This window comes from Marinobacter alexandrii, from assembly GCA_039984955.1.
In the GTDB taxonomy this organism is placed as follows: Bacteria; Bacteroidota; Bacteroidia; order Cytophagales; family Cyclobacteriaceae; genus Ekhidna.
Genome location: JBDWTN010000007.1, coordinates 135059 through 153117, shown reverse-complemented (window position 1 = coordinate 153117; position 18059 = coordinate 135059). Strand labels below are relative to the sequence as shown.

The 18059-nt window shown below is 36.7% G+C and carries 21 protein-coding genes and 1 pseudogene; 7 read left to right on the top strand and 15 right to left on the bottom strand.

Features of this window, described 5'->3' with window-relative positions; genetic code table 11:
* Positions 1 to 28: 28 nt before the first annotated feature.
* Together ABJQ32_06980 and ABJQ32_06975 are read right to left on the bottom strand one after the other, a co-directional pair.
* A complete protein-coding gene (locus ABJQ32_06980) occupies positions 29 to 1009 on the bottom strand; it encodes a pyruvate dehydrogenase complex E1 component subunit beta (protein MEP5289377.1) in 981 nt (326 codons plus the stop codon).
* A gap of 167 nt (positions 1010 to 1176) precedes the next feature.
* Positions 1177 to 2940 (bottom strand): hypothetical protein, encoded by a 1764-nt coding sequence (locus tag ABJQ32_06975; GenBank protein MEP5289376.1) that lies wholly within the window; start codon positions 2938 to 2940, stop codon positions 1177 to 1179.
* A gap of 148 nt (positions 2941 to 3088) precedes the next feature.
* On the opposite strand from ABJQ32_06975, the gene ABJQ32_06970 reads away from it, so the two are divergent.
* A complete protein-coding gene (locus tag ABJQ32_06970; GenBank protein MEP5289375.1) occupies positions 3089 to 3298 on the top strand; it encodes a PspC domain-containing protein in 210 nt (69 codons plus the stop codon).
* Here ABJQ32_06970 and ABJQ32_06965 read toward each other — a convergent pair.
* The 4 genes from ABJQ32_06965 to hisS are packed head-to-tail and all read right to left on the bottom strand — an operon-like array spanning position 3295 to position 7629.
* A complete protein-coding gene (locus ABJQ32_06965; protein MEP5289374.1) occupies positions 3295 to 4281 on the bottom strand; it encodes a glycosyltransferase family 2 protein in 987 nt (328 codons plus the stop codon). The genes ABJQ32_06970 and ABJQ32_06965 overlap by 4 nt on opposite strands.
* Positions 4282 to 4614: a YbaB/EbfC family nucleoid-associated protein gene (locus ABJQ32_06960; GenBank protein MEP5289373.1), complete on the bottom strand. Its 333-nt coding sequence runs from the start codon at positions 4612 to 4614 to the stop codon at positions 4282 to 4284.
* A 6-nt stretch (positions 4615 to 4620) separates the two neighbouring features.
* Positions 4621 to 6243 (bottom strand): gliding motility-associated C-terminal domain-containing protein, encoded by a 1623-nt coding sequence (locus ABJQ32_06955; GenBank protein MEP5289372.1) that lies wholly within the window; start codon positions 6241 to 6243, stop codon positions 4621 to 4623.
* A 30-nt stretch (positions 6244 to 6273) separates the two neighbouring features.
* A complete protein-coding gene (gene hisS / locus ABJQ32_06950; protein ID MEP5289371.1) occupies positions 6274 to 7629 on the bottom strand; it encodes a histidine--tRNA ligase in 1356 nt (451 codons plus the stop codon).
* A gap of 141 nt (positions 7630 to 7770) precedes the next feature.
* Here hisS and ABJQ32_06945 point away from each other — a divergent pair, with 141 nt between their 5' ends.
* Positions 7771 to 8103: a hypothetical protein gene (locus ABJQ32_06945; GenBank protein ID MEP5289370.1), complete on the top strand. Its 333-nt coding sequence runs from the start codon at positions 7771 to 7773 to the stop codon at positions 8101 to 8103.
* A 115-nt stretch (positions 8104 to 8218) separates the two neighbouring features.
* On the opposite strand, the gene ABJQ32_06940 is transcribed toward ABJQ32_06945, so the two are convergent.
* The 4 genes and pseudogenes from ABJQ32_06940 to ABJQ32_06925 form a co-directional block, all read right to left on the bottom strand.
* On the bottom strand, positions 8219 to 9097 hold the full coding sequence (locus tag ABJQ32_06940) for a hypothetical protein (protein MEP5289369.1): 879 nt from the start codon (positions 9095 to 9097) through the stop codon (positions 8219 to 8221).
* Between the two features lie 99 nt (positions 9098 to 9196).
* Positions 9197 to 10489 carry a GH32 C-terminal domain-containing protein gene (locus ABJQ32_06935; protein MEP5289368.1) on the bottom strand — a complete coding sequence of 431 codons (1293 nt, stop codon included), beginning with the start codon at positions 10487 to 10489 and terminating at the stop codon, positions 9197 to 9199.
* A 20-nt stretch (positions 10490 to 10509) separates the two neighbouring features.
* On the bottom strand, positions 10510 to 11016 hold the full coding sequence (locus ABJQ32_06930) for a DUF4199 domain-containing protein (protein MEP5289367.1): 507 nt from the start codon (positions 11014 to 11016) through the stop codon (positions 10510 to 10512).
* 61 nt (positions 11017 to 11077) lie between these two features.
* Positions 11078 to 11287 (bottom strand): annotated as a pseudogene (locus ABJQ32_06925) (response regulator transcription factor).
* Between the two features lie 265 nt (positions 11288 to 11552).
* Between ABJQ32_06925 and ABJQ32_06920 the strand changes: the two are divergent.
* Positions 11553 to 11951, top strand: coding sequence for a DoxX family protein (locus tag ABJQ32_06920; GenBank protein ID MEP5289366.1), 399 nt, complete (start codon positions 11553 to 11555; stop codon positions 11949 to 11951).
* The gene (locus ABJQ32_06915; protein ID MEP5289365.1) at positions 11951 to 12529 is read left to right on the top strand and encodes a hypothetical protein; all 579 of its coding nucleotides are present in this window, start codon (positions 11951 to 11953) and stop codon (positions 12527 to 12529) included. The genes ABJQ32_06920 and ABJQ32_06915 overlap by 1 nt, the downstream gene beginning before the upstream one ends.
* A gap of 26 nt (positions 12530 to 12555) precedes the next feature.
* Here the strand turns inward: ABJQ32_06915 and ABJQ32_06910 are convergent, their stop codons facing one another.
* The gene (locus ABJQ32_06910) at positions 12556 to 12981 is read right to left on the bottom strand and encodes a hypothetical protein (GenBank protein ID MEP5289364.1); all 426 of its coding nucleotides are present in this window, start codon (positions 12979 to 12981) and stop codon (positions 12556 to 12558) included.
* Between the two features lie 45 nt (positions 12982 to 13026).
* On the opposite strand from ABJQ32_06910, the gene ABJQ32_06905 reads away from it, so the two are divergent.
* Together ABJQ32_06905 and ABJQ32_06900 are read left to right on the top strand one after the other, a co-directional pair.
* Positions 13027 to 13236: a hypothetical protein gene (locus tag ABJQ32_06905; protein ID MEP5289363.1), complete on the top strand. Its 210-nt coding sequence runs from the start codon at positions 13027 to 13029 to the stop codon at positions 13234 to 13236.
* Positions 13237 to 13260: 24 nt separating this feature from the next.
* Entirely contained in the window at positions 13261 to 14280 is a 1020-nt protein-coding gene (locus ABJQ32_06900) for a D-alanine--D-alanine ligase family protein (protein MEP5289362.1), read from the top strand.
* Positions 14281 to 14287: 7 nt separating this feature from the next.
* Here the strand turns inward: ABJQ32_06900 and ABJQ32_06895 are convergent, their stop codons facing one another.
* Positions 14288 to 14854 carry a redoxin domain-containing protein gene (locus ABJQ32_06895; GenBank protein MEP5289361.1) on the bottom strand — a complete coding sequence of 189 codons (567 nt, stop codon included), beginning with the start codon at positions 14852 to 14854 and terminating at the stop codon, positions 14288 to 14290.
* Between the two features lie 111 nt (positions 14855 to 14965).
* Between ABJQ32_06895 and ABJQ32_06890 the strand changes: the two genes are divergently transcribed.
* Complete coding sequence (locus ABJQ32_06890) at positions 14966 to 15862, top strand: sterol desaturase family protein (GenBank protein ID MEP5289360.1); 897 nt, start codon at positions 14966 to 14968, stop codon at positions 15860 to 15862.
* On the opposite strand, the gene ABJQ32_06885 is transcribed toward ABJQ32_06890, so the two are convergent.
* The 3 genes from ABJQ32_06885 to ABJQ32_06875 all read right to left on the bottom strand — a co-directional run bounded on the left by ABJQ32_06885 (position 15822) and on the right by ABJQ32_06875 (position 17992).
* Positions 15822 to 16115: a rhodanese-like domain-containing protein gene (locus ABJQ32_06885; GenBank protein ID MEP5289359.1), complete on the bottom strand. Its 294-nt coding sequence runs from the start codon at positions 16113 to 16115 to the stop codon at positions 15822 to 15824. The genes ABJQ32_06890 and ABJQ32_06885 overlap by 41 nt on opposite strands.
* 76 nt (positions 16116 to 16191) lie before the next feature.
* Positions 16192 to 17364: a cytochrome c peroxidase gene (locus ABJQ32_06880; protein MEP5289358.1), complete on the bottom strand. Its 1173-nt coding sequence runs from the start codon at positions 17362 to 17364 to the stop codon at positions 16192 to 16194.
* 181 nt (positions 17365 to 17545) lie between these two features.
* Positions 17546 to 17992, bottom strand: a complete 447-nt coding sequence (locus ABJQ32_06875) for a hypothetical protein (protein MEP5289357.1) — start codon at positions 17990 to 17992, stop codon at positions 17546 to 17548.
* Positions 17993 to 18059: the final 67 nt, after the last annotated feature.

The window sequence follows — 18059 nt, the reverse complement described above, 5'->3', positions numbered from 1 at the left end:
CCTTTTTGATTACAATATTTTGTGTCAATTACTTCTGATAGGTAACTGTCTTTACTGCTTCAATAGTTCTTGCAACATTAGGAAGAACTTCTTCAATTAATGTTGGAGCATATGGAAGGGATACATCTTTGTTGGTGATCCTGTGTACAGGAGCGTCAAGCCAATCAAATGCATTTCGTTGTACATGGTGACTTATCTCAGAGGAGATTGAAGCCAATGGCCATGCTTCTTCTACAATCACTAGCCTGTTTGTTTTTTTGACAGACTCAACAATTGATTGGTAGTCTATTGGTCTCACTGATCTAAGATCAATCACTTCAGCTTCGGTTCCTTCTTTAGTTAATTCTTCAGCAGCCTGATTAGCCACTTTCATCATTTTACCAAATGAAACGATTGTAACATCTGATCCATCTCTTACGACATTTGCTTGACCTATTTCTAATAAGTATTCTTCTTCAGGAACTTCACCCTTGTCTCCATACATCAACTCAGATTCCATGAAGATTACAGGATTATCATCTCTGATGGCCGTTTTTAAAAGTCCTTTAGCATCATATGGATTGGAAGGAACGACTACTTTTAGTCCAGCGGTATTTGCATACCAGTTTTCAAAATTTTGAGAATGTTGTTGACTTAGTTGTCCGGCGTTTCCTGTAGGCCCTCGAAATACAATTGGAACACTATATTGACCTCCAGACATGGAAAGCATCTTTGCAGCACTATTAATAACTTGATCTATTGCTACAAGTGAAAAGTTAAACGTCATGAATTCGATGATAGGACGTAGGCCGTTCGCTGCAGCTCCAACACCAATTCCAGCAAAGCCTAGCTCAGCAATAGGGGTATCTATTATTCGTTTTGCTCCAAATTCATCAAGCATACCCTGACTTACTTTATAAGCACCATTATACTCAGCTACTTCCTCACCCATTAAAAAGACATCTTCGTCTCTTCTCATTTCTTCACTCATTGCCTCGCCAAGTGCTTCTCTGAATTGGATTTCTCTCATTGTAAAAGTTGTATTTTTCGGTTTGCTAAATTAATGATGAATGCCTTATTATTGATCGTTTTCCGGATGGTTTTTAACGATGAGTATGATCGAATTACAGATATATGATTAAATAAAAAAGCCCTACCAATCTGGTAGGGCTTTTTTATTACTAGTGAGAATATTAATTATTTCACTGCTTCGTTTACAGCTTCAGCGAAGTTGGTAAATTCAAGATCATTTAATGCCATGTCTTTGTAAGACGGCTCAGCATCAACAGCTTTCTTAAGATTAGAACCTACACCAGCAGCATTACTTTGTCTAGCTGCTGAAACTGCAAGCAAGTAATAAGCATCAGCTCTTTCTACTTGATTGAATTCAGCATCTGCCATTTTGTAATCACCACTTAGCAAGTATGCAAGACCTCTATCGATCATTACATTCTCTCCGTTAGTAGCGGAAGCAAATGTAGCTTTAGCTTTATCGTATTCAGCCATTCTCACTTCAACAGCGCCTTTCATAGCACTTACTTTTCCATTGATATCATTGGAAGAAGAGCTAACACCATTAAGTGTTTCATAAGCAGCTTCGTACTCACCTTGCATAACTTGAACAGCAGCCATGTTAGCTTGTACTTCAGCAGCATCGCCCATTTTGTTCATAGCAATTTCAAGTTGAGTTGCAGCTCCGTCTAATTTAGAAGCATCTCCTCTTTTTGCCATCTCAATGTGAGCAGCAGCAAGATTGTTATGAGCAGCCCATGCTCCTGATTTGTCAGCAGCAGCTTTGTAGATAGACGCTTTTTCTTCCAAAGATGGAGTCAAGGTAGCGCTGAACATAAGCTCTTCTATAGTCAATGTATCCGCATTAGCATCTCCATTTACGATAGACTTGGCCAAAACTGCTATCTCAGCATTAGATTTCTTAGGCTTTACTGTAAGAACATTCGTTTGTGCTGTTCTTAAACCAGGATATACATCTTTGAATACTTTCTTGTAGGTAGAAAGCTTTTTCATTTCTTTCTCTTTTTCTACGAAAGAACCTGATCCATTGATGATGTTGTTGTACTGAGACTTTTCCTCAGAAGTAATCCCATCATAAGAAGCTAAAGCAGCTTTGAATGAAGCCCAATTCTGAACAACTGGCTTAAGGATGAAATCAATTGAATCTGCGGCTCCTTTATAATCATATCGATCCATTCTAGCTCTGTAGTATTTCTCGATTGTTGAAGCTCTATCTTCAGATAAGTCACTGTTTATTGTTTCAGTACCCTCTGGTGAGTGAGTACCTGTGATGGTAACTGTTCTTGTAACATTCTTCTCAGCGATGAATGCACTTAGCTCATCTCTTTTAGATGCATTAGATACACCATCATATTTTAAGGACGTTCTTAAATTAGATCTTCCTTGGTCGAAGTAGAAATCTACATTTGTTGGAACTAATTCTTCTCTATCATCATATCCATGAGCTGCGTAAGATGCCATTGTCACATCTTTCACCCATCCAGAAGTCATGATTAGGCCTTGAGCAACTGAAAGACGCTCAGACTCTTTTGTCTTTCCGTTTCGTGTATCAGTTGCAACAGCCTGTATATAAAGCGTACCTGGATTCATTCCTTCCTGATAAGGGAATGTGAAGTTTTCTGCTCTCCTTGAAGTAGTTGAAGAACTATTTGGAAAATCAGAAGCTTTCATTTCTATTGATCCAACAGTTACTTCCTGATCACCGTATACGTAAATTGTATTTAAAGTGAGCATTGTATTTTGTGGAAGAGTTTTTGGCGGAGTAACCGCACTCACCTCGAATGGTACGTTTCCTCCGTGTACTTCAAGTGGATTAGGATTCACTTGAAGATCACTCTCCTGAGCCAATTTTATCATCTTGTCAAGCTTACAACCGGAAAGCAAAATTGCTCCGGCAGCAAATGCCATGGCTAGGTTAAATTTTTTCATTTGATTCTGTTTTTTTAATTGTACAAACAATAAATAGTATAATTCTTAGTTATATCCACGCAAAATTAATCGAATTTATTGTTTTGGAGTACTAATAATTGAACTATCTAAAACTAGTATTGTATATCTTTGAGCTAATTAGTAAATCATGCAAGAGTATTTAGAGAAATATGCGTTCGGTGTTTGTACCAGGTTAGGTGAGAAACTAGGCATACCTACTTCCAGCATACGACTATTTTTTATTTACACCTCTTTCTTGACTTTCGGTTCGCCACTCATTATTTATCTGGGCTTAGCTTTTGTAATGAATTTCAGAAAACACCTCAGAAGGCGAAATAATACACTTTGGTATTATTAAAGATTACTAAATTTTTTATTTCCCTTTAAGAAATATTCAAAAAGCATCAATTTAGACTTAGGAATTGGGGACGTTAACCGACGTTTTTTTAATGTTTTATTGAAGTTAGCAATCACAGATACATGTGCTCTTAAAACCGAAAGACTGTGTTTGGGATTTCCTTCAATAAGGAATTTCATAGCAGCAACCCAGTCGAGTAGTACCCTTGCGGGAATTTTTTGCCATAATTTCTTAAGTGGAAGATTCTTCAGAAGTAGAAAAAGCCCATTACGGAAGTTAAGATAAGTTTTGAATGAATTCGATTTATCTAAAGTACCGCCACCAACATGATAAACCGTGGATTCTGGAATCGATTTGATCTTGAGGTCAAGGCTATTAATACGCCAACACAAGTCGATTTCTTCCATATGAGCAAAAAAATCTGAGTCGAATCCACCTGCCTCAAAGAAAACATTTGATCTTACCAACATGCATGCACCTGAAGACCAAAAAATATCCATGGGGTTATTGTACTGTCCTGAGTCAATTTCTAAGTGATTGAAAATCCGCCCTCTGCAGAAAGGGTATCCCAAAAAATCAAGAAACCCTCCGCCAGCACCTGCATACTCAAATAAAGCTTTATGATTATAATCCTTGATTTTAGGTTGGCATGCTGCATAGAGCTCATTATTATCCAGAAAGGATACCATAGGTTGAAGCCAGTTCTCCGTTACTTCAACATCCGAATTAAGAAGTAAGAAATATTCTGCATCAATTTTTTTTAATGCTTCGTTATATCCTCCAGCAAATCCATAATTTTTATGGAGTTTGATCAATCGTACATGAGGGAATTTTGTAGAAAGAAATTCAATTGAATCATCACTGGAATGATTGTCTGCTACAATGATTTCTGCATCTTTCGAGTGAGCGATAACGGAAGGGAGAAATTTTTCCAGATAGTTTCTCCCATTATAATTAAGTATAACAACAGAAGTTTTAATCATTTATATCATTCCTGAAAGGTCCATCCCTGGAATATTAGGCATTAACCCTTCTGTAGAGTTTTTGATATGCTCTTTTGCTTTGATATCTGCTTCATTCACGGCTTTATTTACAGCAGCGATGATTAAATCCCGCATCATCCCCTTATCGGTTCCATTAACCAGAGAATCATCGATTTCTAATGCAATCAATTCTTTGTTTCCATTAGCGCTGGCTTTCACCAGTCCTCCTCCAGATTCACCTGTTACTGTGATGTCTTTTAGCTGATCTTGAGCTTCTTTCATCTTGGATTGCATCTCCTTCACTTTGCCCATCATTTTCATCATATCAAACATGTCTCTCTATTTTTTTATCAATGTAAAGGTACCTTTTTGCCTGCGTTTTTCACCTGACACTGTTTCAAAGATTATTTCATAAAGATAAGTTCCTTCATCGGCTAAAGATCCGCTGATTGTACCATCCCACCCTGGACTTGGTTGATCCGAGGAATAAACAAGCTGTCCCCATCTTGAATAGATATTAGTGACAGCATCTTCTGTAGGCAAACCAAATAATTCTAAGTGATCGTTTAATCCATCACCATTCGGAGTGAAAGCTTTTGGGACATAAATAATAAGCTCGTATCTGACCGCCTCTGAGTTTGAAGTTAATATGAGTCCATTTGTATATGATGATGTAGCGCTTATGAACTGCCTTGGGCTCCCGTCTTTTGCATTGAGGGAAACGGGAAACTCTGGGGAATTGATATCACCCGTGGATTGAGAAAATGTCGTGCCGGTTCTGTATTCATTTGAAATACCTAAGTCAATGGAATTAACCGGCTGGGTAAATCTTGCAAGGTATTGATTGGGTTCAATTTCATCTGATTCTATCAGAGGGGGATTGGTTTCTGCTGAATAGAGCACTTGTCCACAACTATCGATATAATCAATCTTATAAAAATATTGCCGACTTAATGACCCAATTGGGTCTGTAAAAGAGGAAGAGTTTTGCGATCTCAATTCAAATTCCTGGCCTTGAATCCGTCTGTAGACATCAAAAGTTCCAACATTTACTTCATCCAAATTGATGAAAATCCCTGCTGAATCGTATGTGGAATACAGCGTCTCAAAAGGGGATAGGGATAGTTGACTTGGTTCAGCGCAAATCGCAGAACTTCTTTGGGTAACATCATTGCATGGATCATAAGATTCAACCTGAATACAATAATTTGATTTTGTGAAGGGTATATCACTAAGAACCAAGGTGCTTTGAAAAAGATAGTTGTCAAAAAGAGTCGTTTCTCCTGATTGATCTAAGATTACTCTATAGCGAACCAATGTATCTACTTCAGCGAGCTCAAGATACATGGAGAAGATATCTTTACAAGTCTCTTTTATCGAGGCAGAGAGAATTTGAGGTGCTTCTATGGATGAAATTGGAAGTAATTCTTCAAAATAGGTTGAGCAAACTTCATCTGCATTATCAAAAAAACCTTTCAGACCAATGGCGACCAGATTCGGTGATGAAAAACTGAACTCTGATTTTTGATTATTTACAAGAGTCACTGAGTCTGTTGTAGTGAAATAAACTCGGATGCTATCATAATATGAGTCTTTGGAAGTAACAGAAATATCTAAATTGCTGCATTTAGTGATTTCTATTTGAGGCTTAATTGATTCAAGAACATTAACAATTAAAGTGTCTGTTTTATCATCAGGTAAATCACTTCCAATGACTTGAACAATTTCAAACGTTCCAGTTTCTTGATAGGTAAATGTCTGACTACTTGTGATACCAGCTCCTTCAAAATAAAAATATTGCCTTGTTACGTCACCGAAACCATCATGTTCAGTAATATTTATGGTAACTGGCGAGCAGCCACGATCAAATTCAACAGAAAAACGTCCTTTACTGCTGAATGCCTGGCTACTAGCAGTAGCAGGCAGGATAATAAGTAAAGCAATATGTATCCAGCGCGGCATCAATTAGAAATACAAACAAAGTCTGTAAAGTTAACCTTTAAAGAGCTGGATTATTTTATCAATGCTCATTGGTTTCTGTTCACCGGATTGCATGTTTTTAATCATGTACTCTCCAGAACTCATTTCATTATCACCAATAATGAGTGCATAAGGAGTCCGAATTTTATCGGCGTAAGTAAACTGCTTTTGAATTTTCACAGATTCGGGATAGAGGTCTGCTTTGATTCCAGCAGCTCTCAATTGCATCACAATGGATTGACCATGTCTCAGGTTTTCTTCGTTGAAGTGTAAAATAAGGATTTCAATCTGCTGAGTTATTTTTTCAGGAAATAAATTAAGCTCATCCATTACGTCATAGATTCGATCCAATCCAAATGATATTCCTATTCCGGATACTCCATCTAATCCAAAGATTCCTGTAAGGTTATCATATCTACCACCTCCACAAATACTACCCATTCTCACACTAGTGGGTTTTACTTCATAGATCATTCCTGTATAGTAGGAGAGGCCTCTGGCAAGCGAAAGGTCTAGTTCTACTCTTAAATTTCTTTCCTTAAACTGGTTGAGTCTTTCAAAAAAGCCTAAAAGCTCTATTACTCCGGTATTTGAGTCGTCTATTGATTTGACTTTATTCAGAAGTTGGTCTCTGTCTTTTAAAATAATGAGATCCATTACTTCATCTATTTTAGAGGAATCTCCTCCTAAGGCAAGGACATTATCTACAACCTTCTCTCGTCCAATCTTATCCAGCTTATCAATTTCGGCCGTAAAAGGAATGGCTTTTTCTTTTAACCCTACATAATCAGCTAAAAGGAATAATATCTCTCTATGATTGATTTTAACTATGTAATCTTCAAGGGCTAAATCATTGAATACATCATGGAATAGAAGTGTCAGTTCTACTTCGTTCCATATTCCTTTACTCCCAACAATATCTGCATCACACTGATAAAACTCTCTGTACCTGCCTTTTTGAGGTCGATCTGCTCTCCATACAGGTTGAATCTGATAGCGCTTAAATGGAAAAGGGATTTCATTTTGATTCATGACTACAAATCTGGCGAACGGGACTGTCAGGTCATATCGAAGACCTTTTTCTGAAATTTTGCTAGATAAATGTTTACTTCCTTCCTTATAATCGTCTTCTGTTGCTTTGCTTAGATAATCCCCGCTATTTAAGATTTTGTAAAGCAGTTGATCACCTTCATCGCCATATTTTCCTGTAAGGGTAGATAGGTTCTCCATTGCTGGAGTTTCTAATTGACTAAAACCATATTTTATAAAATTCTTCTTAATTTTTTCAATGATGTAGCTACGTTTCGCAGAAATGGTAGGACCAAAATCTCTGGTTCCACGAGGAAGTGAAGGCTTACTTTTAGACATTAAATATTGTTTTGGACAAAACTACATAATAACCTAAATTTGCGGCTCATTTCACGTAAGAAGACCAAGAAAATGGCCGTAACAAGATTAGAAAGAAAAGGAAGAAAAAATAAAAATGTCGCTAAAAATAGAGTGAACACAATGAAGCGTTTAAACGCTGTTCCTTCTATTAAACAAGTTGATATTGAGGAGATTAAGGCTGAGTTTGCAAACAAGGCTAAGTCTAAAAAAGAGGAACCTAAGGCTGAAAAAGCTGCTCCAAAAAAAGAAATAGCGCCTAAGAAAGAAGCTGCACCAAAAGCTGAGGTAGCTGATGCTCCGAAGAAGGAAGTGAAAAAAGCTGCGCCTAAAAAGAAGGCAGAGCCGAAAGCAAAAGTTGCTGAGAAAAAAGAAGCAAAGCCAAAGGCAGAAAAAAAAGAAACGAAGAAAGCTGCTCCTAAAAAGCCAGCTGCTAAGAAAAAAGAGGATAAATAAGTATCCTTATTTATTAAGACAAACAGAACTTCTCGAAATTTCGAGAGGTTTTTTTATGTATAAACAAAAAAGGCACTGACTAGTCAGTGCCTAAGGATTAGGGATTAAGTGCTAATTACATAACTGTAATTTTTCCTCTGATTCTTTTTACTTCTAATGTAACATCCCTCATTACTTCTTTGGTCAAAATAAAATTGGGATCGTTTTTCATTTTCTCTTCAATGTTTTTCATGTCTCCTTTATAGAGCCTATCTAGAATTGATAATTCTGCAATCATGTCAGCGATGGTATCATCGAATGGAAGATCTTCCAATACTTGAATAATATCTAGCAATGCTTGCTCTTCGCCAAGGACTATTTTCACTAATGGCTCAAGTAATTTTTCGTTTTCCGGTGTTTCAGGGTAAGTTTCTAAGGTAATGACTGCTTGATACAAACCTTCAACAAAGCTTCCAGTAAGTGCAAGACCTGCCATTGTTAAATGGTGATCCTCTTCCATTTTTACGCTTGTCTCTAGAAAAAGCTTTCCAAGTATCCGGGAGATTTCATCTTCGTTTTGTGCGGCTATGTGACCTCTAAATTCATTCAAGTCATCTTCATTGTAGATTGCAGAATCCCCGAGGAATTCAGCCATTTCATGAGAAGCTTTTAGGTACTCAATACAATCATTTTCATGACCATAAGCGGCCATGTAGCTTATATCTGAAGCATATACACCCATATTAAGAGCCATTTTGTCACGATTACTTTTATAAGATTCTATGCCTTCAAGTGAATTGATGTGCCCTTTATCGAATTCTGCTTCAATGGATTTGAGTGTGAAAGGAACCAAAGAGGGAGGTGGTAAGTCCTCTAAAAGTTGCTCTAAATCATGTATGGTTTTCTCTTCCTTTAGCTCTTCTCTAGACTTTTCATTTTGATTTGTACTGGATGTACATCCAACTAAAAAGGAAACAAGAGTTAATAGGATTATGACTTTATATGGTGACTTCATAGGGTTAGTTTAATAACTTCGTAATTCAAGTTTAAGGTTTTTTGGACTAAAAATTCTGTCTTTCTATGTTTTATGTTATAGGTGATAACATCTATTTACTTAGATGCCAATATTGAACAAAACTCCCCTTGCATCATATTTTTTGTCATCCAGATAGATTTGCACTTCACTAAAAAATGAAAATGGTTTGACAGAAATGGAAAAATACGCTTCACCATCGTTGAAGAAAATGTCTATAACATCATGATCAATAAGAATATCAACTTTTAAATTGTCTGGATCAATCGAAAGATTAGATTCAATAATTTCAAGATCACCAATGCTTGATTTAGATCTATCGAATTTAATGATTTTCCTTTCGGTATCCCATTCCATATTCATGGAAGAAGCGGGATCATTTAGGATCATTTTTAAGTTTGAAAATTTTTGATCTATGGTAAAAGAATACCATGAAGGACCTTCAGCTACGAGCTTACTAAGCTTTCCTCTTCTCTTTCCTGTGAATTTCGATCTAAAGTGAGATGTAGGAAATAAGAGGATATTTTCATCTTTGATGTCAACTTCTAAAGGCAAACTGAATGTTGGAGAAGTTGAGTTTGTGTTTTTTTCACTTTGCGCAATCAGGAGTGTTTTATCTCCAGTATGAAATAGATTGGCAGATTGAAAATTACTCCCTTCAAACAAAGAAGATGGAGTACCTAAGGGAATAAAAGATGCCCCATCAAAGCTACCTATTTGGTACTTTATCTCTTCCTGATTTAAGACAAACAACCATTGGCTACCTATTTGTGATAATGAGGCACTTTGTAAAGGAGTTTCATAAACTATTTCCGAACTACTTTCCCATCTAAGAAAATCTACAGAAGTGTGTATTTCTAGTTTGTTTCCATTGGTTAATACAAGAATCCATTGTTCCAGATTGCTGTCCCACGATATACTTGGATTGAAGCCCTCTGTTTTGAGAACAGATCTGTCGTTCCAATTAGATTTTCCATCCGCACTTGTCGAAATGATTAATTCATTGTCATCTACCCAATACTTAATCCAAGGCTCAGAGAGACCACTACTATTGAATAGGTCGTATTGTACTTTCCCATAGGAATCACCTATAGAGATGGATTGATCATAATCCCAGTCAAGTAAGTTTACGCTTTTCAAATGACCCAATTCATCTGTACCAGTGGTATAATAAAGGTGATAAAGTGAATCCTCTAATAATAGACTTACCGGTTGATTTTTCTTACCATGGTTTATTGATGCATGAAAGCCTGATGGGACGTAGTTGCTTTGAGAACCTTGTCTTTCACTTGTTGATGTATTTTCTTCTTTTTCTGTAGTGCTGCAGGAAAGAAAGTATCCAGAAATAAAAAGAAGAGCTAGTTTCTTAATCATTCAGTGAAATTAGATAGAATCTACTTCCTCTTCAAGATTAAAGCCGAAATCAATGTGACTATTAAGCCAACAGGGAAAATTTCAACAAATGTCATAGCTACCATTATATGAGGTTGTTTATAGGTTTCCATCCACTCGTTGATGTCATTTATTTGTTCTAGTTTTTCTTCATTCTCAATATCCATCTGCTCTATCAGTTCTACTTGTGATGCGGTATACTTATCTACAAAGTCTGGAGCGAAATTAGGCATATAGATCATCCATCCAATTACATAAATGGTGGAAGCAACGAGCGTTATACCTAAGCCATTTAAGAAAGCTTCTTTAAATGAAAGAGATCCGTTTTCATCACGAATTCGTTTGATGCCTACAAAAACTGCTGAAAGCGCAGCTATCATAATAGCATAACCGAGTATTTCGGCTAGTGCAAAATCTGGATTATCTTCAAAACCTAATAATATAAACCAAGAGCTGACAATCATACAACCGCTTATCAACCCATACTTCAATGCTATTTTAGTTTTCATATCTTTTTTCTTTCAAATCACGATTAAATGATTCGTTTTTTATTCATTCTTTCGGGTGATTTTATGCTTTCCCCTCGAAAGAATGATCTATCAAGGCTAGGTTCCGCGCTTTTTGAATAGCCTGCGTTCTTCGTTGTACATTGAGTTTGGCGTATATATTTGATATGTGAGTTTTGGCGGTATTCAATGAAACAAATAGCTTATCTGCTATCTCCTGATTTGAAAATCCTTGTGCTAATAATTCAAGCACCTGTACTTCGCGTTTGCTTAAACCAAGCTTCAAAGCATCGTATTTATCTGAAGCTTTTTTAGTTTTGAAACTTGATGTGCCTAACCAAATACCAAATGCAAGAAAAAGAACTCCTATAATTCCGCCAAACAATTCCACCTTAATGTCCCTAACCATTGTCTTGTAATGCACGACTTGTAGGGAAATCATTAGGAGGCCCATAATGCCACCGTATACCCAATAGATTCTATTTAATTTCTTAAGCTTTTTCAAAATCTTTATATATTATCAATCTAAAATCACTCTTATGCTGACGAAAACTGCCTATATCATTGCTAGACTAGCTGCCGCCTTTATAATGGCACAAACGCTTTATTTCAAATTTACTGGATCTCCAGAATCTATGTACATCTTCAAGATGGTGGGAATGGAGCCATGGGGAAGATGGTTAATTGGAATAATGGAATTGATAGCTGCTGTCTTGTTGATAATACCTCGCACTGCATGGGTAGGGGGTGTCTTGGCTGTTGGGCTAATGATTGGTGCTATAGGAATGCACTTAACAATATTGGGAATAGAAATTATGAATGATAAAGGGCAGCTTTTCTATTATGCTCTTATCGTTTTTCTATGCGGTTTGTATGTTATTTTTACGAATAAGGATAAAATCTTTAAAGATGTTTTACCCAAAATATTTAAGAGATAATGAAAAAGATTTTTTTGATTTTAGCAACTATATCTGGTGCTTGCGGAGGATCAACAAACACTTATTCTGAACCTATTGAAGGAAGTCAAATTCCACCCAATGCGATTGTTTCTGACTATCAGGGAAGGCAAGGGCTTCAAAAAGTTACATTAAGATCAGATGAAATCACCATAGGAGAAGGCGACTTTCTTGATGGCTTGTATCATGGAACCTGGACCGCTTATGATACCCATGGTAAGGTACAGTCAATTACAACATACCTTAATGGGAAAAAGCAAGGAGTTGAGCTTGTGTTTGACAATCTTGGGTATGTAGAAACCAAAGCCTATTACAATGACGATGTGCTAAATGGCGAATACCTTATTTATAAGCGTAGAAATATAGTAGAACGCAAAAATTATAGTAATGGAGTGCTGAGTGGATTGCAACAGAAGTTCTATGTGGATGGAAAAACGATGGAGGAGTCCAATTATGAAAATGGAAAGATCCATGGATTAGCTAAATGGTATGATCAGGAAGGAAATTTAAAGATTGAATATGAGTATGATATGGGGGAGCTAATCAGTGATGGTTCCTAAAAATCTTAGCTAGTAATTCTATTGACTTATGAAGATGTTGTGTCTTGTTCGAACAACTTATCAAAGGTGAAGGTGGTGACACATCTCGCCGAGGTGGTATCTGCAGAAAGTATAAGACTGGCTCCTGTTAATGTGAATAGGTATTCATCACAAATAATTTCGTTTTCCTCTTCTACACATAAGCTTAATACATCTCCTACGCTCCATGTGCCTTCTGTTACACTTGTTCTTTGCTGAAATGAGTAAGTATTACTATTGAGGATTAAACGAAAACAAGAGACATCACCACAGTCCACTTCTTCCGAAATATTTCGTGCATCGTCAGAACAGTTCGTAATATCAATTCTTTGTCCTATCCAGGTACCAGTAAGTACTTCAGTTAAGCGATCATCATCCTTGCAACTAACGATGTAAAAGACTGTAATTAGAAGGAATGGAAGAATTTTTTTCATAAAGTAAAAGTAAATCAAAAATCGCATAATAATATTGCTATCAATATGAGTGGATTGGCATTTTCTAGCATGCGTGTAGGTAAGAAGTATCGTCTAATCAATTATGGCGAAGTGAACGAGTTTATTCTTTTCGAGGTAATTGGAAGAAATGATTACCGTTTGAAGGATATTTTTTCAATGGAGAATTACTTGATGAGCGAGCTTATTCAGTATGGAAAAGGAGATGATTTTGAGTTGAGAGAGATTTATGATTGAATATATGTTACTTAACGTACCCTTATGAAAAATATCTTAATCCTTTGTGGTGGCCAATCACCAGAACATGTAATATCAATTCGTTCTACAAAAAACATCATTAAGGAAATTGATAAGTCTCGATATAATTTTTCAATAATAGGAATATCTAAAGCAGGCAGTTGGAGATTGGTGAGAGAGGATGAGCTGGCAGAGGAAATTACGACTCAAGGAGAACTGGTTTCTATTCATCCCGGAGGTCAAGATTTTTTTGTTTCTAACAATAAATCAATTGGAAGATTTGATGTAGTGTTTCCTATCCTACATGGTCCGAAAGGAGAAGATGGTACTATTCAGGGACTTCTGTGTCTATTGGGAATCCCATTTGTAGGCTCTGATGTGCTTGGCTCTGCAGCTTCAATGGACAAAGACGTAGCAAAACGCCTTTTAAGAGATAGTGGGATTAAGGTAGCGGATTGGATCTTGATCATCCGTGGTGATGAAATACCTACTTATGCTGAGGTATCTTTCCTTGGTTCTGTGGTATTTGTGAAACCAGCAAATATGGGGTCATCTGTAGGTGTACATAGAGTGACAAATGAATCCGAATGGAATGTTGCTATCAAAGATTCGCTGCAGTATGATCGAAAAGTACTCGTAGAAAAAAAGGTAGAAGGTAAGGAATTAGAATGCGCGGTTTTAGGTAATGATCATCCAAAAGCCTCAGGAGTTGGGGAAGTGATATCAGGTAATTTCTATTCGTATGAAGAAAAATACGCCTCTTCATCAAAAGCAACGACTAGGATACCTGCAGATGTTGATCTTAAATATGTAGATCAATTAAAAGCAACAGCAATCAAAGCATATAAAGCATTGGGCTGTCAAGGAATGTCACGTGTAGATATGTTTTTTCAGGATAATGGAGAAATCTTGGTCAATGAGGTAAATACCATCCCCGGTTTTACAAGTATTAGCATGTATCCCCAACTTTGGGAGCAGGAGGGGATGAGCTATTCGGACTTAATTAATGAGCTTATTGAATTGGCTATCGAAAGAGGAACCTGATTATAGTTTATCCGGCGAATTCGATGATTGCATCAATTGACATCCGATCTCTTAGTCCTTTTGAATAATGTACCGCTCTTATGATCCCTTTTTCATCCATTAGGAACTCCGCAGGGATTGTTTTTATAGACTCATTTCCTGACATCCAATGTACTGGAACTTTGCTTTTTTTTGCTTCAATGACTTGCTGGAAGAAGGATTTGAAATGACTTTTTGCAGATTTCAATCCTGAACTTTCCACGCCGTATGCATCATACCAAGTTTTTTCAGGATCTGAGATTAAGGGAATAGGAGAGATACTACTGTGAAAATCACTAGAAACCATTAATTCTTTTTTTGACTCGAAAAAGAAAATCATTTCAAGACCTTTCGCTTTTAAATTTTCGTAATGCTTTTGAAGATTGTGAACTCTGGTATTGCAAAAAGGACATCCGGCATGCCTGAAAAAGGCGATGAGTACTTTTTTTCCTTTGTATTTGGATAAATCTATTTCTCTATCAAAAATGTCATTGATTTTAAAAAGTGGGGCAGGAGCATTTATATCTAACGTAAGCCTACCATCTGTATTTGGCATATATTATTTCTCTGATTGGTAATCTAATGTTGTAACATACGAAGTATTTAACAAGTTTAGCTTTGATAAAATTGTTGTGAACTTTTTGGTCCATCACCAGCTTAATAAATCATGAACTATTGGCAGATTATTAAAAATGCATATTCTGGATATGCTAACTATCTATGGCAAGAAATTTCTATGCCTCAATGGCATAGCTATTTTTATTGGCTATTGGGTGTTTCTGCCTTTTTTTTAGTTTTAGAATGGATAAAGCCATGGAGGAAAAATCAAGCAAAGTTTAGGAAAGATTTTTGGCTTGATCTCTTTTATATGTTTTTTAACTTCTTTCTTTTTTCCCTGATTGTATTCAATGCAGCGTCTGATGTGGTGGTTGTTTTTTTTAATGATGTATTGGCTTTAATAGGCATTACGAACTTGGTGGCTTTTGAAGTAATGAACTGGCCAGTTTGGGCTCATTTACTTCTCGGCTTTATAGTGAGGGATTTTGTGCAATGGTGGACACATCGCTTGTTGCACCGGTCAGCTTTTTTATGGGAATTTCATAAGGTACATCACAGTGTCAAAGAGATGGGCTTTGCTGCACATTTAAGATACCACTGGATGGAGACAATTATCTACAGGACGATTGAATATATCCCACTTGCATTAATTGGAATTGGATTAAGGGATTTTTTCGTAATTCATATTTTCACCTTAGTAGTTGGCCATTTTAACCACTCCAATTTCAAACTCAATCTAGGTCCGTTGAAATATGTTTTTAACAATCCACAAATGCACATTTGGCATCATGTGAAAGCATTGCCAGAAGATCGATCTTATGGTGTGAATTTTGGGTTGACTTTGAGTATCTGGGATTATCTCTTCAAAACAAGTTACATACCTGAAAATGGGAGAGACATAGAACTAGGTTTTCCAGGCGATGAAAATTTCCCTGAAAATTTCGTTGGACAAGCAGCTCACGGTTTTACTCGTACTTCTGAAGATTCATCCAGCCACCACCATTAACTACGCTAAAGCCATTTGCTTTTAACATGCGTTTAGCTGAACCACTTCGCATGCCAGAAGCACAGCATGTCACTATAGGTTTAGACTTATCAAGCTGACCTATAAATTTTGGCAAAGAGTCTAATGGAATATTTGTAGAATTTCTGAGGTGTCCTTCTTCGTATTCAGTTTTAGAGCGAACATCTACGATGATTCCTCCTTCATTTAAGTATTGCTGAACTTTTTTATTCTTTCCGGTGAGGAATCCGAGCATGATTTTTTTCTTTAAAACTAAAAGCAATCTGATAAACTTCAACTCTATAAGATCGCTTAAAGTTCATCCCTCACTTTTAATTGAACGGATCAGACCATTTATCATTGGAGTAGATGTCAGATCCCGTTAAGGTTTTTATAAAAGCAATTACTGCATCTTTTTCTCCTTGAGTCATATTTAAGTTTTGAGTATTGCCCATTGGATTCAGACGTCTATCCAAACCATTTCCGGCAGCAGGGATATTATCGTAATGATCTAAGACATCTTCGAAATCTTCAGAAAACCCTGTATGCATAAATGGGCCATTGACCTCCCCCGAGGTATTGAATAGATCCCTTAGCGATGGAGATCTGGTTACTTCTGTATCTGTTCCACCACTTAAAGACGCGATGATTCCATTGTTTCCGCTTCTTGGATCAATGTCAAACTCTGGAGCTCGATGGCAAGCATTACATCCTATTCCACCACCTACTCTAACTCCGTTATTATTAAAATCAACCCGATCCATGAAAAGCGCTTTTCCCTCATTTTCAAGTTCTGAGAAATTAGGAAAATCTGTGTTTTCGTTATTTACTTGAGCTCTACCTAAATCATACTTTGAGTCAAATGATTGAATACTTCTGATAAACTGACCTAAGGCATTTTGCATTCGTTGCTCATTCACTTCAGTATCTCCATATATAAATGTGAAAAGCTCATTGTAGTAGTCTATGGACTCTAGCTTTTCGAAAAGACGTGATATGTCATCATTTCCTTCTTCTCCACTAAATCCCATTTCTATGTGATCTTGAATGGGCTGAGTGGTTTGACTTTCTAGACTAGTTGAGCGTTCATCCCAAAAGAAATTCACTTCATCTGCAAAGCGTGCGTTCACCAGCCTCATAGAGTGTCTGCCAGTGCTTCCATTCACACCTGTAGATGCAATATCCCCATCACTAAATCCAAAAGATTGTTGATGACAACTTGCACAGGCTACTGTGTTATCTATGGATAAATTCTTATCATAGAAAAGTACTCTTCCAAGAATAGATCCATTATCCGTGATTGGATTTGTTGTTGTATTATCTTTCGATATATACGATGGAATTTCCTGGTTAGCGTAATTTGGAAGATTAGTTAAATCAATTCGATTTTCGAATTGAACCAGTATTGCGCTTTGTTCAATATCAACTTCAATTACTTCTTCTTCAGAACTGTCGCAAGAAGAAAATAGAAAAAGGAAAGCGAGTGGTATCAGCAGTTTAGTCATAATCGTCTTTGAATTTTAAGGTTAGACGATGAAAAGACTAAATTCCTGTGCTAGGGGATTGAGATTCGATGAAAAGATGTATTTGAAGGATAAAGAAGTGATCTATGTTTAATTTCTCCAACTCGAAAAGAGAAGTTAAGAGGTTCCAGAACGTTTATTAGGATGGATTGTCTAAGATATACTAAACGACAAGTTGCCTTCCTTCTGTCTCCGCCTTCTTATCCAGTCCTGCTCCAATCGCAAGACCAATGGACATACCGATTGGTAAACCCAATCCAAGAAAAGCGAAATTGTCTAAACTCATGCTAAAGATCATTCCGAAAGGAATGCCGAAAACTGCCATGCCTAGAGACATCCATAGTGTCATGTAGTAGCTTTTGGTTGTGTATTTGAGTTTGGTCACGGCCCTATTATAGATTTTAGCATATGTTTTTGTAGTCAATTTTAAAAGGTGCTGATCTGAGTCTTGAATTTCATTCAGCGCTTCTAATTCAGAGTTGCTTATAGAGATAAAATCAGTAGTTAATTCTTTCTCATTCAGTGAATTAATGAGATTGTTTAGCGACTGATATTTTTTGTCTTGCTTCTCTGTAAGAGAAGATCTGTCTTTCGGTAGAATAAGTTTCATGTAAGGTGAGTTACTGAAAACTCCAATTTATTACAGATGTGGACTGCAATTATCAACTTAGTTTTAA